This is a genomic window from Frankia sp. CgMI4 (assembly GCF_001756285.1).
Classification (GTDB): Bacteria; Actinomycetota; Actinomycetes; order Frankiales; family Frankiaceae; genus Frankia; species Frankia casuarinae.
In genome coordinates this window covers 79247-92291 of sequence record NZ_MAQZ01000053.1, presented here as the reverse complement: position 1 = coordinate 92291, position 13045 = coordinate 79247, and the positions used below count along the sequence as shown (strand labels likewise).

The 13045-nt window shown below is 70.3% G+C and carries 12 protein-coding genes; 5 read left to right on the top strand and 7 right to left on the bottom strand.

What is annotated here, in order from left to right; all coding sequences use genetic code 11:
- Complete coding sequence (locus tag Manayef4_RS07700) at positions 1 to 1131, bottom strand: DegT/DnrJ/EryC1/StrS aminotransferase family protein (protein ID WP_070131111.1); 1131 nt, start codon at positions 1129 to 1131, stop codon at positions 1 to 3.
- Positions 1132 to 2920: 1789 nt separating this feature from the next.
- Between Manayef4_RS07700 and Manayef4_RS07690 the strand changes: the two genes are divergently transcribed.
- The 4 genes from Manayef4_RS07690 to Manayef4_RS07675 all read left to right on the top strand — a co-directional run bounded on the left by Manayef4_RS07690 (position 2921) and on the right by Manayef4_RS07675 (position 6016).
- Positions 2921 to 3805, top strand: coding sequence for an alpha/beta hydrolase (locus tag Manayef4_RS07690; protein WP_070131135.1), 885 nt, complete (start codon positions 2921 to 2923; stop codon positions 3803 to 3805).
- 181 nt (positions 3806 to 3986) lie between these two features.
- The gene (locus tag Manayef4_RS07685; protein WP_070131110.1) at positions 3987 to 4595 is read left to right on the top strand and encodes a phage holin family protein; all 609 of its coding nucleotides are present in this window, start codon (positions 3987 to 3989) and stop codon (positions 4593 to 4595) included.
- Between the two features lie 125 nt (positions 4596 to 4720).
- Positions 4721 to 5263, top strand: coding sequence for a DUF3618 domain-containing protein (locus Manayef4_RS07680; RefSeq protein ID WP_023840147.1), 543 nt, complete (start codon positions 4721 to 4723; stop codon positions 5261 to 5263).
- A gap of 306 nt (positions 5264 to 5569) precedes the next feature.
- On the top strand, positions 5570 to 6016 hold the full coding sequence (locus tag Manayef4_RS07675; RefSeq protein WP_011434688.1) for an SRPBCC family protein: 447 nt from the start codon (positions 5570 to 5572) through the stop codon (positions 6014 to 6016).
- 143 nt (positions 6017 to 6159) lie between these two features.
- Here Manayef4_RS07675 and Manayef4_RS07670 read toward each other — a convergent pair whose 3' ends face one another.
- Positions 6160 to 7284 (bottom strand): sensor histidine kinase, encoded by a 1125-nt coding sequence (locus Manayef4_RS07670; protein WP_254665515.1) that lies wholly within the window; start codon positions 7282 to 7284, stop codon positions 6160 to 6162.
- A gap of 398 nt (positions 7285 to 7682) precedes the next feature.
- Here Manayef4_RS07670 and Manayef4_RS07665 point away from each other — a divergent pair, with 398 nt between their 5' ends.
- A complete protein-coding gene (locus Manayef4_RS07665) occupies positions 7683 to 10184 on the top strand; it encodes a Tex family protein (protein WP_070131109.1) in 2502 nt (833 codons plus the stop codon).
- Positions 10185 to 10459: 275 nt separating this feature from the next.
- Here the strand turns inward: Manayef4_RS07665 and Manayef4_RS07660 are convergent, their stop codons facing one another.
- Genes Manayef4_RS07660 through Manayef4_RS07640 form a run of 5 tightly spaced genes read right to left on the bottom strand, consistent with a single transcriptional unit; the run spans position 10460 to position 13035 of the window.
- Positions 10460 to 10948, bottom strand: a complete 489-nt coding sequence (locus tag Manayef4_RS07660) for a carbonic anhydrase (protein WP_070131108.1) — start codon at positions 10946 to 10948, stop codon at positions 10460 to 10462.
- 60 nt (positions 10949 to 11008) lie between these two features.
- The gene (locus Manayef4_RS07655) at positions 11009 to 12034 is read right to left on the bottom strand and encodes an aromatic/alkene monooxygenase hydroxylase subunit beta (RefSeq protein ID WP_070131107.1); all 1026 of its coding nucleotides are present in this window, start codon (positions 12032 to 12034) and stop codon (positions 11009 to 11011) included.
- A 2-nt stretch (positions 12035 to 12036) separates the two neighbouring features.
- The gene (locus tag Manayef4_RS07650) at positions 12037 to 12342 is read right to left on the bottom strand and encodes an MmoB/DmpM family protein (RefSeq protein WP_011434683.1); all 306 of its coding nucleotides are present in this window, start codon (positions 12340 to 12342) and stop codon (positions 12037 to 12039) included.
- Positions 12339 to 12794 carry a Rieske 2Fe-2S domain-containing protein gene (locus tag Manayef4_RS07645; protein ID WP_116289936.1) on the bottom strand — a complete coding sequence of 152 codons (456 nt, stop codon included), beginning with the start codon at positions 12792 to 12794 and terminating at the stop codon, positions 12339 to 12341. The genes Manayef4_RS07650 and Manayef4_RS07645 overlap by 4 nt, the downstream gene beginning before the upstream one ends.
- The gene (locus Manayef4_RS07640; protein WP_011434681.1) at positions 12787 to 13035 is read right to left on the bottom strand and encodes a toluene-4-monooxygenase system B family protein; all 249 of its coding nucleotides are present in this window, start codon (positions 13033 to 13035) and stop codon (positions 12787 to 12789) included. Before Manayef4_RS07640 ends, Manayef4_RS07645 begins: the two co-directional genes overlap by 8 nt.
- Between the last annotated feature and the right edge of the window lie 10 nt (positions 13036 to 13045).

Below are 13045 nucleotides of genomic sequence, written 5' to 3'. Positions count from 1 at the left end.
TCATCCGTCCAGGCTCAGGCTCTGCAGCGCGGCGGCGAAGGACGCGACCACATGGTCGGCCTCCGCCTCGGTCATGTCCGAATGGATGGGCAGGCACACGTGCCGGGCGCAGATGTCCTCGGCGACCGGAAGGGACCGGAGCGCATAGTCGCCGAAGACCGGCTGCCGGTGCAGCSGCGACTCGTAAACCTCACCGCTCAGGGAGACGCCGTGGCGTTCCTTCAGCTCCTTCTTCAGCCGGCCGCGGTCGATTCCGGGGCGGGGCAGGACGATGTACTTGTAGTAGTTGCAGAGACCATCCGGCGGCACCTGCAGGCGGGTGACGGTACCCAGGGTGTCCAGCGCGGCGTCGTACCGCGCGGCTACGGCRGCGCGGGTCGCCAGGAAGTCAGCGAGATGCCGCAGATGCACCCGGCCGGTGACCGCATGAATCTCGCTGAGCCGCCAGGCGTACCCCTGCTTGATATGGACGTTCCCGAGAAAACCGGCTTTGCCCTGGTCACGATAGATCCGAGCGGCTTCGTGAATGGCGGGATCGGACGTGAGGATCATTCCGCCMTCACCGCTCGTGATGACCTTGGTTGGATAGAACGAGAACGCTCCCGCGATCCCGAACGACCCAGCGTGGCCGTCGCCGTGGCGGCTGCCGTGGGCATGTGCCGCGTCCTCGACCAGCGCGATGCCTCGATCGTCACAGAAGGCCCGCAACTCGGCCACGTCCGGCGGGATCAGCCCACCGATATGGACCAGGACAACGGCGCGGGTCCGCGGCGTCACCGCGGCCTCGACACTGCGGGCGGTCAGGGCAAAGGTGTCCGAACTCACATCCGCGAAAACCGGCATGGCACCGGCCCGCAGCACCGCGAAAGCGGTCGCCGCAAACGTGTTCGTCGGCACGACGACATCCGCGCCTTCGACACCGTGACTGCGAAGGATGATCTCCAATGCGGCTGTTCCACTGCTCACGGCGACCGCGAACGGGGCCTCGTGAGCCGCGGCGAATGCCGCCTCGAATTCAGCGGTATGGACGCCCAAGGTCAGCGCACCGGTGGCCAGGATCTCGGTCGCGGCCGATGCGATCTCCGCGCGATCCTCCGGTGAGAAGACGATACGCGCCGCAGGGACATGCACCTGTTCACCCCTACCTTCCGAGTCATTCCCGTGCGAGCGAGCCGGCCAGCCCCCATAGCGGCTGCGCCGCGACGAAGGACCCGGTCGGGACGAGCCGCGGCCTTCGCGGCATCACCGACTCCGAATTCCGCCGGCCTCCCGCCAGCGACCTACCGCGCTCCCTCCGACCCCTACGGAGGCAACCATCGGCTTTGTCGGTACATGCCCAAAACAGGCTATCGATCCCGATCGCCGGCATGTCCGCAGCCCATGGCCACTCCCCACGAAACATCTCATATCTGTCCGAACGTAGCCAGACCTGTCAGCAAGGCGATATTCCCGCAAGAGGGGAAAGGCATCCGTCACTAAAAACCGCCAACCCGCAACACGTGGTGATCGACGGCGACGCCACTCACCGCGACGACCACGGGGCCGCCCACGGCGACCCAGACCTGCTCCTCCAGCACCGCAGCCGTCCGGACCTCGTCGTTACGGCACCGCCGTTACGACACCGCCGTTACGACACCGGTCCCGACCAGCCGCTTCCCGGGCACGGCCAAGGCCGGGAGACCTGCATCGTCGCGCCTCCGATACCCAGCGCAACGCTCAATCACTCCGAGTAATACTCTCCCAGGTAGCCACGGAGGCAGCGGACGCCACCCCGCTGTCCGTTCCTGTCGATGAACCGCGACCTCGACCGAGGACGCAGGGCGGGAACGAGYAGACACTGCGGCAGACACTGATCGCCACGCGAACCACGCCCGTGGGCACGCGGACGACGATCAGTTGAAGACGGATGAACCGGATGGATGACGCGGCCGGCCGGGGCTGACCGGCTGTCGAGAAATCACCCGGTCGGAGTGGGCGACCAGGAAAAGATCCTCAACGGTCGAACCAGGGCCGTTCGCTCGGGAACGGTCTGGATGCAACCGGACACAAGTAGTCCCGACGAGACCATCTCACCCAACGTACGGGGGGAACGCAGGTATACGGCCTCGTCGGGACTTGGTGAAAGTGTACGACCCCCATCTGTCGGGCGCGACGGGACCAAGGTCCCTAACGGTTTCCGCACCCTCGACTCTTGCCAAAGAGCGCCGCAGTGTGCCTCGTGGGGCGAGAATGGTCACGATGCCGTCTCCCGGAAACCGATCTTGCACCGGCGTGTGCCGTAGGGCGGCCAGTGGGACGGCCGCCTCCACGCCAGCCCGATTTTGATCGCCAGGGTTCTGGCGACGTCCCCCGCACCTCCGGAGACGGACGACTCGGGCACCAGGGCCGGCGGGGTCGGCAACGGGGCGGGCGGCTCGCCCGGGCCGGACGGCAGTCCCCGAAAGGTCRAAATTTCGGGCTAGATTACCGGTTCTGTTGCACATGGGAAACATCAGAATGCTTCGCTGCACCCCGTGCGGCGAAGGGAGTGGCGGCGGTCACGGGAATATCCGCGGCGGTGGGATGCCCGTGGCACACGACGCGTATTCCCGGGAACGGGTGTGACGCCGCACGGGGCCGCCGGGCTCCGGTACCGGACCGGTCACCTCGCCGGACCGAGTGCACACGCGCTGTTCGCACCCGGCGGCGTCGGGCGTCCTGCGCATCGGCCGAGGCGGGTCGACCGCCGACGCATCTACGCAGGCCGGTCCAGCATTACATGATCGCCGCCCCGCGGTGGCCGTCTCATCGCCAATCCGACAACACGGCCGCGAACGGCCTGAACGCAGGCCTGGCGGTGTTGTATCAGGGGTGGGACACGTCGCCGCGGCCGGCGACGATGGAACCACCCGCCCGACGAACCGAACGGCAGAGACCTGGGATGGATGACGAAGCACCGGCCTGGTTCGAGGCCGCCCTTGACCACCGACCGGAGCGGCACGAGACCGAGGTGGCGGGCGCGACTATCAGTTACCGCTGCTGGGGCAGGGGCGGCCGGCCGGCGATCGTGCTGGTCCACGGTGGTGCCGCCCACGCGGGCTGGTGGGACCACATCGCGCCGATGATTCCGCGGGAGTACCGCGTCATCGCACTGGATCTGTCCGRCCACGGTGACAGCGACCGGCGCGAGGACTACTCGCTCAGTACCTGGGCGGCCGAGGTGATCGGTGTCATCGACCACGCCAAGGTCGCCTCGCCCCCGATCATCATCGGGCACAGCATGGGCGGCTGGGTGACGATCACCACCGCAGCCCAGTACCCGGACCGGGTCGCCGGCATCGTCGTCGTCGACTCCCCCGTGCAGGAGTTCACCCCGGAGGAACGGGCGGCCCGGGACCGGACGGCGTTCGGCCCGCTGCGGGTGTATCCGACAGCGACCGACGCGCTGGCCCGGTTCCGGGCGGTGCCGGAGCAGCCCTACGTGCTGCCGTTCATCATCGATCACGTCGCCCGGGGTTCGATCGGGTCGGTCCAGGGCGGCTGGACGTGGAAGTTCGACCCGAAGGTGTTCGGCAACCGGACCCCGTCGCCCGAGGTACTACGCAAGGTGCACTGCCGGGTCGCGCTCTTTCGGGCCGAGAAGGGCCTGCTCACCCCCGACATCGGTGTCCAGATGTACAACCTGCTCGGGCGGGTGGCACCGGTGATCGAGATCCCGCTCGCCGGCCATCACGTCATGCTCGATCAGCCGTTGCTACTGGTCACCGGGATCCGGACGATCCTCGCCGACTGGGAGCACTCCTCCCCGCAGGAACGGGTGGACTGACGACCGGGTGCGCCGGCCGCGGGCGCGGGAGCCCGGCGGAAAGCGGACGAGACGGTAATTCGTCCCAGGTGGCGCGACTGCCGGGGTTAAGCCGCCGATCCTAGGGAATCCGCAGATCGTACGTTGTTCCGCGGGTACGGCTACGCGGACGCCCCGCCAGGAGAAGCCGCAAGGAGAACCCATGAGGAGTGCGCACCGGYGGCAGTCGGGAACGATCGGTATTCCCTACCCGGACGATAGCGCCCCATACGTGGCTGGTGCACGGGTGCGGACCTCATCGGATGCCACCCAGGCTCTCCKGGCCGCGCCGGGCCCGCCGGCTGCCGGGAGCACGAGCGGGGACCGCGGATCGACCGGCAACCACGGATCGACCGGCAACCACGGATCGACCGGTGACCGCGAATCAACCGGCAACCACGAATCAACCGGGGAGCTGGTGTCCGACGTCGTCTCGGACATCTCCACACTGTTCCGCCAGGAGCTCGCCCTCGCCAAGGCCGAGATGCGCGAGGAGGTGRAGAAGGCCGGCAAGGGCGCCCGCATGTTCGCCGTAGCGGGCGGCGCCGGTTACTTCACCCTGCTTTTCGCCTTGTTGGCCGTCATGTTCGGCTTGGGGGAGGTGATGGCGCTGGGCTGGGCCGCCCTCATCATCACTGTCGTCCTCGGCGTCGTCGCGGCCGTGCTGGCCATGAGGGGTCGTTCCACCRTGCGCACGGTCCACCCCACTCCGGCGCAGACCGTGGAGACGCTGCGCGAGGACGTCCAGTGGGCGCAGGGCCGCCGCGGGTAGTTCGTCCCCCACCACCCTCGGGTTCGTCCACCCGCCCACCACCCCGTGTCGCCACTCCCGTGCCGCCCACCACCCCGTGTTTCCGCGGAACCACCGGCAGAAGCATCAGAAAGGTCAGGTTCGCAGTGACAAGCACGAGTCCGGATAAGATCCGGTCCGACATCGAGGCGACCCGGGCGCGGCTCGGCAGCGACCTCGACCAGCTCTCCGACCGGGTCAGCCCGCAGAAGGTCGCCGGTCGCACCGCACAGGACATCAAACGCCGGGTGACCACGGCGACCGAGGCGGTCCGCCCGAAGGTCGCGGCGACGACGGAGATCGCGGCCGAAAAGGCCCGGGACACGGCGGATCAGGCGAAGGCCACCGTACGCCGGCAGCTTGACGCCCACCCGCAGCTCGCCGTGACCGCACAGAAGGCCCGCGCGACGGCCGGCAGCGCCGCGGGTACGGCCACGCAGACCGTGCACAAGCAGCTCGAGGCGCACCCGCAGGTGGCGGCGAAGGCCGGCCAGGTGCGCGACACCGCGGGCAGCGCCCTCACGGCCGGCCGGCAGAAGGCCGCCGACAACCCGCGGGCGGCGGGGTCCGCCGCCGGGCTGGCGGCTCTGCTCGTGATTCTGCTGTTCATCCTCCGGCTCCGGCGGCATTGCGGGATCGACCCGGGGTAGCGGTCCCCGACGCTCTCGGCGGCGCTCGCCACACTCGGCCCGGCGGCGCGCGATCTGGCCGCTCTGGTGGGCGTCCACCTGCTCGCCGACTGTAACTCCAAGTAATCAACTGCGCCGCTCGGCGCCCGTCAAGCCGGGAAGCGCGACGGGCGAGGGCGACGGACTACGGGTCAGATGAGACGGTCAGGGGCACGCGAGCCTGGCGGCCCGCCCGTGGCGCCACGGGTTCTCTCCCGGACGAGCGCGGCTGCCGGGAGGAACGCGGACTTCGGCCGAGAGCCGGCCGGAGCGAGGAAGGAGGAGCTGGTGGGACAGATCGAGGTCGTCGTCAGGCGGGTCGTGCCGGGCACCCCCGAGCAGGTTGTCGCGAAGCTCGCGGACTACCAGGGCGCCCGCGCCCGAGCCTGGCCAGAGAACGTCTCCGAGTACCGGGTGTTGGCGGGGGGCCACGGTGCCGGGACCCGCATCGCCTATCGGCTCCAGGCAACCCGCAAGCGGGTGCGTCAGATCGACGCGACCGTCTCCGTCCCCGATGCGAGCACTCTCGTCGAGGCGGACCAGAACTCCTCGCTGTGCACCCGCTGGCACATCGTCCACGGCTCCGGGCCGGACCAGAGCCTGGTCACGGCGACGACGACCTGGGACGGTGCGGGCGGTGTCGGCGGCTTCTTCGAGCGCGCGTTCGCCCCCATCGGCGTCCGCAAGCTGCACACCGCGGTCCTGGACAAGGTTGCCGGACAGTCCGGGGGCTAGGATCCGGCCGCCGAGCGGTGCAGGGTCGGCCATACTTCCCGCGTCGGCCCCGCCGCCATCAAACCTGCCCGGCCCATCAAACCTGCCCGGCCCACCGAACCCGGCCGGCGAGCCGGACCCGGCCGGGCTGGGGCGAAGCCCCGTTAGACGTACATGTACATCCGCACGGTCGTGCCAACCCGGGTCGACCGGAGCTGGACGAGATCGCACAGCTGGTTGACGAGCCACAGCCCGCGGCCGCCGCCCAGGGACAGGTCCGGGCGGCGGCGTCCGGCCAACCGGTCGTACAGCCGGCCGCCGTCGCGGACCTCGCAGATCAGGCAGGCGTCGTCCGTCCAGAGGCGGACCGCTCCGTGGCCCCCGCCGTGGTGCACGCTGTTCGTGGCGACCTCGTGCACGGCCAGCTCGAACTCGCCGGTCCGCTCGGCGCCCAGGCCCCAGGCCAGGGCGACCCGGATCACCTCGGCGCGGACGTGCCCCAAGTCGCGCGGGCCGAAGGCGAACTCGACGCGGGGAACGCCGAGGTCCGGCAGGGCCTCGGCCAGCGGGTCGGGGCCCGGACTCGCGACGGCGGACCCGGGCGGTCGATACCGGGAACTGATCCGGCCCAGCCCGCCCTCCACCACCGCGGGATGGGTGCGCCAGATCTCGTCAACGAGCGCCGGGCCGATCTGGCCCACGTCATAGAGGCACCGCAGCCGCCACGCCGGCGGCGCGGCGAACGCCTCGTTGAGCAACGCCTCGTGCAGCATGGATTCCCGCCGCTCCGGGCCGGACCGGGCCAGCCATGTCGGCTCGCCGATCCCCCGTACCAGCCGACCGCGCTCGACACYGAGATCCAGAAAATCCTGCCAGGCCGGAATAACCCGGGCCGGGTTACGACCAAGCTCGGCCATATCGAGAAAAGAGACGCGCTGCGCGGCCCGACCGAGGGCTGCGCGTAACTGGCGTATCCGCGGCTGTGTCACGGCTACCAGGACGGCCTCGTCGACCGCGAGTCCGGCGAGCACGAAATCGCGCGTTGCGCTGAGGAAACCGGCGTCGCCCTGATACAKGAAAGCCTCGTGCCGAATCCCGTCGGCCCCACTTCCACCGGTGACCGGGCCACAGATGGAGCCCAGGGTGCTCCCGTGGCTCACTTCACACCCCGGCGCGGCAAAACGCGGGTCGCCCCCGTGGGAACCCACCCGCCCACTCACCGCGACCTCGGCGGCGGAATGCCGAGAATACRCGCGGCCCGCGCCGGCAGCCCCGTCCCCAGTGTGCACGGGCACATCGTAGGTCATGCCGAACCAATGGGATATACCCCGCAACGCAATCAGACCGCCCAGCTCGTCAGAGCTGGTAGCGGAAACGACCCGACCAGCCCGGAACCGGTTCTCCGGCCGGGCGGACCACGCCGGGCCGGGCCGGTCGCCGCCGTGACCGCGCCACGCGGGGACGATGCCCGAGACCAGGAGGCCGGCGCTCGAGACCAGGAGGCCGCGGGAACGCGGGAACGCGGGAACGCGCACCGGGACCGCCGCCCGCGGGCGGAAAACCTCGTGATCACCCGTAGTCTCGCAGTCAGGGCGTCGGCGCGGGTCTCACCGCGCGGCGCCCGAGCGACGACGCGGCCGACCCCGGCCCGGCGACCGAAGATCGACGAGAAGGCGGATCAGGGATTGTGACGACGACATCTGTCCCGCAGCGTTCCATCCATCAGCGGATCGCCGAGGAGCTCGGCGTGCGCCAGGGGCAGGTGACGGCGGCGGTCGACCTGCTCGACGGTGGTGCCACCGTGCCCTTCATCGCCCGCTACCGCAAGGAGGCGACCGGCACCCTCGACGACACGCAGCTGCGCACGCTGGAGGAACGGCTGCGTTACCTGCGGGAGCTGGAGGATCGGCGCGCCGCGATCCTCGAATCGATCCGGTCGCAGGGCAAGCTGGACGACGCCCTGGAGGCGCAGATCCTCGCCGCCGACTCCAAGGCCCGGTTGGAGGACATCTACCTGCCCTTCAAGCCGAAGCGGCGGACCAGGGCGCAGATCGCCCGGGAGGCCGGCCTCGAACCGCTGGCGGAGAGCCTGCTGGGCGACCCCTCGCTCGACCCGTACGCCACGGCGACGGCCTACGTCGATCCGGAGAAGGGTGTGGCCGACGCGGGTGCCGCGCTGGAGGGGGCGCGGGCGATCCTCGTCGAACGGTTCGCCGAGGACGCCGACCTGATCGGCACGCTGCGCGAGCGGATGTGGTCGCGTGGTGTCCTGGTATCCCGGGTCCGGGAGGGCAAGGAGGAGGCGGGGGCGAAGTTCTCGGACTACTTCGACTTCTCGGAGCCGTTCACCTCGTTGCCGTCGCACCGCATCCTCGCGGCGTTCCGGGGGGAAAAGGAGGAGATCCTCGACCTGACCCTCGAACCGGACGTGCCGGCGGAGCCGGACGCCGCCCCGCCGCCCGGGCCGACCGACTACGAGACGCGGATCGCCGAGGCGTTCGGGATCTCCGACGCGGGCCGACCGGCGGACCGGTGGCTCCTCGACACGGTCCGCTGGGCCTGGCGCACCCGCATCCTCGTGCACCTCGGCATCGATCTACGGATGCGGCTGTGGACGGCCGCCGAGGACACCGCCGTGCGGGTGTTCGCGGCGAACCTGCGTGACCTGCTGCTCGCGGCGCCRGCCGGAACCCGGGCGACCATGGGTCTCGACCCGGGGTACCGCACCGGAGTGAAGGTCGCCGTGGTCGACCCGACCGGCAAGGTGGTCGCCACCGACACCATTCATCCGCACGTCCCGGCGCGGCGGTGGGACGAGTCGATCGCCACCCTGGCCCGGCTCGCCCGGGAGCATCGCGTCGACCTGATCTCGATCGGGAACGGGACGGCCTCCCGGGAGACCGACAAGCTCGCCGAGGACCTCRTCCGCCGGCACTCGGAGCTGTCGCTGACGAAGGTGACGGTCTCGGAGGCGGGGGCGTCGGTGTACTCGGCGTCCGCCTACGCCGCGGCGGAGCTTCCGGGGCTCGACGTCTCACTGCGCGGGGCCGTGTCGATCGCCCGGCGGCYGCAGGACCCGCTCGCGGAGCTGGTGAAGATCGACCCGAAATCGATCGGGGTTGGGCAGTACCAGCACGACCTGTCCGAGTCCCGGCTGTCGTCGTCCCTGGACGCGGTGGTCGAGGACTGCGTGAACGCGGTGGGGGTGGACGTCAACACCGCGTCCGCCCCGCTGCTGACCCGGGTGTCCGGAATCGGGGCGAGCCTCGCGGAGAGCGTGGTGCGCCACCGCGACACGCACGGGCCGTTCCAGACCAGGGCCGCCCTGAAGGACGTCCCCCGCCTCGGGCCGAAGGCGTTCRAGCAGTGCGCCGGCTTCCTGCGCATCCCCGACGGGGACGACCCGCTGGATGCCTCCAGCGTGCACCCCGAGTCCTACCCGGTGGTGCGGCGCATCCTCGCGGCGACCAGCGGCGACCTCGGCTCCCTCATCGGCAACGGGGCGGTCCTGCGAGCCCTGAAGCCGAGCGAGTTCGTCGACGACACCTTCGGCCTGCCGACCGTCACCGACATCCTCGCCGAGTTGGAGAAGCCCGGCCGTGACCCGCGGCCGGCCTTCAGGACGGCGGCATTCACCGAGGGGATCGAGACGCTCGCGGACCTGGTCCCCGGCATGACCCTGGAGGGGACCGTCACGAACGTCGCCGCGTTCGGGGCCTTCGTCGACATCGGCGTTCACCAGGACGGCCTGGTGCACGTGTCGGCGATGTCGAAGAACTTCGTCAGCGATCCGCGCGAGGTCGTCAAGCCCGGCGACATCGTGACGGTGAAGGTTCTCGACGTCGACATCCCCCGCAAGCGGATCTCGCTGACGCTGCGGCTGGACGACGAGGCCGGTGCCGGGGGCCCGGGCCGCCGGGACGGCGAGGGTGACCGGCGGGGAGCCGCGGGTGCGGGCGCCGGACGCGGCGGAAGCCGTGATCATGGTGATCGGCGGAATGGCGGCCGGGGCACCGCGAGTGGCGAACGCGGTGGTGCCGGCGGGCGCGGTGCCGGTGGCAGGAACGGTTCCGGTGGCCGCGGTGGATCCAGCGTGCCGGACGGCGCGATCGCCGAGGCGCTGCGCCGGGCCGGCATCGTCAACGGCGACCAGATCACTCTCGGTGAGTCCGGCCGCAAGCGCGGCTGACCCACTGACCAGGTGACGGGTGGGGCCGGTGGGTCGGGCCGGTGGGAATCACCGGCTCCGGTGCCGCCCACCGACCCCACCCACCTGGCCCCCAGGGGTGCTTCGCGGATCGACGGTACGGATCCCCGAAGCACCCCGACGGCGGGCGAAGCCCGGTGCCGCCAGAAATACGGCATCGTCAGAAATACGGTGCCGTCAGAAAGAACCGATGATGACGCCGGTAATGGTGAGTCGATACTCGAAGGCGCTGAACAGCAGGGTGCGGCAGGCGGATATCACGCGACTTCGGTGAGCAGTCCGGTGGCAACATCGAAGATGAAGCCGCGGATGGCGTCGGTATGCGGGATGAACGGGCTCGCCTTGATCCGCGCAATCGACTGGYGTATGTCTTCGGCCAGGTCGGTAAACGACTCCACGGCCCATTCTGGTTTGATCCCGGTCTCGTCCTGGATCGAGCGTTTAAAATCGTCGTCGGTGAAGGTCAGCATGCYGCAGTCGGTGTGGTGGATCAGGATGATCTCGCGGGTGCCGAGCAGGCGCTGGCTGATCGCGAGGGAACGGATCTCGTCGTCGGTGACGACGCCGCCGGCGTTGCGGATGACGTGAGCCTCGCCGTCGCCCAGGCCAAGGATCGCGTAGACGTTGAGCCGTGCGTCCATGCAGGCGACGGCGGCGATGTGCTTGGACGGCGGCAGCGGAAGCGGCCCGGCGAAGGTCTTCGCGTAGGCGGCGTTGTTGGTCAGGTAGTCGTCGGTGACGGACATGGGTCCTTCCCGGGGGCGGATCGGTGGTGGAGGCCGGAGGTTCAGGCGGGATCCGCCGGTTCAGGCAGGATCCGCCGTGCCGGTCCAGGAGGCACGGAACGCCGCGGTGGTCGCGGCGACGGTGGTGGCGACCTCGGCCGGGCTGGCCGGGTTCGGGGCATTGTCGAACAGGGCCGCCAAGCCCGCGACGGCCTTCTCCGCGCGGGGGCGCMAGTTTTCTTCCCAGGCGGCGAGAACCGCGGCGTTGTCGGGGCGTCCGGCGATGGCGTGGCGGGCCAGGGCCGCGCTCCACGCCCGGCTGCGGGCGCCGTCGACGCCGGACTCGCGCAGCAGCTGGGCGGTCAGGCCGTCGCCGTTGGCGTCCGCGAGATCGGCGAGGGCGGTCTTGAGCAGGGTGTCGAGCGCCGGCTTGACGACGAGGTTCAGTGCCGTGAAGGCCTCCGCCCAGTCGTAGGCGACCAGCAACCGCTCCAGCGCCTCTCGGGCGGGTTGCCAGGCCGGGTCGTCTTCCCAGAACCGTCGGGTGACCCGGCTGTCGGCGAGGTCGGCGCCGTGGACCAACGACAGCGCCTTGGCCCGGTAGGCGATCCACTGCAGAGCGCGCAGTTCGTCGGCGGCCTGGAAGAACGCGGCGTTGCTGACGTAGGCGCTGGGTCCGAGTTGGCCGACGTACAGGCTGGTGATCTGCAGCACGTGGAACAGGTAGCGGGCGGGCAGGTAAAGCCGCGCGAGGACGCCCACCCAGACCGGGTCCAGGCCGGCATCCGCATCGAGGGCCTCGAAGTGGTCGACGACACCTTCGGCGTAGATCTCCCGGTCGTGCTGCAGGGCGATGTAGCGGCGGTAGTTGAGCTGGGCGGGGTCGCGGAACTCCTCCCAGTCCACGCCCCGCAGCGGCGAGCCCTCGCGGTAGCGCAGGTACCACCGGTTGATCGGACTGTTGGGATCAAGGTCGAACGGGGCCGGCTGCCGCCCGAAGTGGTAGTGGAAGTGGCCGGTGACGGTCTCGTACTCGTTGGGCTTGCGGCGGGCCCCGTCGAACACACTCCAGGTGCGCAGAGGCCTCGCCGTGGGGGAGGTGGTCATCCTCAGTCCTTCCGGTCCAGGTACCAGACGAGTTCGTCGTCGCTCACGTACCGCATCCGCCCGGCAAAGCCGGCGAGGGCGGGTTCGAGGGTGGCGAGCGGGACGGACCGGCCGGCGGCCTCCTCCAGGCTGGTGCGGGTGACCCGCAGGAAGCGGGGCGCGTTGATGCGCACGTAGCCGTTGCGGTCCTCCACGACCAGCGTCTGGTCGGGGTTGTCCTTCTCGATCGCGGCGTGCAGTGCCTCGACGACGTCCGGATCGAATCCGCGGACGATGGGGCCTACCAGGCGGCTGGAGTCGGCGGTCATGAAAATCGTCTCCCCGTCGGGGCCGCGGTCGCATCGCCACGGCAGCGGTGGTAGTGACGTCGGCCGTCGGGTGGGATCCCGACAATGATCCGCTCGCCGTCGGCGCGCACCGGGAAGCTGTACAGCCGGCAGTCGCTCGGGTTGAGGCTCTCGCCGGTCGCCAGGTCGAACTCCCAATGATGCGCGGCGCAGGTGAGCACCCCGTCCTCGACGGCGCCGTTGACCAGCGGGAACCGCGAGTGCGGGCACACCGCCTGGTACGCCCGTAGCGCCCCGCCGGGCAGGTGTGCCAGCAGCACCTGCTCGGCGCCCGCGGTCACCTCGAGCACATCGCCTTCCCACACCTCGTCCAGCGAGGCGACGTCGGTCCACGCCACTGTGGTGCCACCCGCCGACGCACCACCCGCCGACGCACCGCCCGCCGACGCACCACCCGCCAACGCGCTACTCATCGAAGAAGGCTTCGACATGGTCGAGCGGGCCGACGCCGGCCTCGCCGATGCGCGCCTCGCGGGCGAGCACCTGACCGTTGTGGCGGATCCCCACCGGCGCGTCGCTGGCCGGCAGACGCCGGCCCACAACGTGGTGAGCGATCTTTTGGCCGACGACCTCGACGGTGTCGGCGTCGTCCACCGCCACCAGCAGCGACACGAAGTCGTGTTCGAAAACCGCGCTCAGCGGCAGCAGAGCCATCGGGCCCCCT

Coding starts and splice junctions, on each gene's coding strand:
- Manayef4_RS07650 (WP_011434683.1), bottom strand. CDS start 12,342: ATGACCGCCGACTCCAGCCGCCTGGTAGGCCCCATCGTCCGCGGATTC.
- Manayef4_RS07645 (WP_116289936.1), bottom strand. CDS start 12,794: ATGAGTAGCGCGTTGGCGGGTGGTGCGTCGGCGGGCGGTGCGTCGGCG.
- Manayef4_RS07640 (WP_011434681.1), bottom strand. CDS start 13,035: ATGGCTCTGCTGCCGCTGAGCGCGGTTTTCGAACACGACTTCGTGTCG.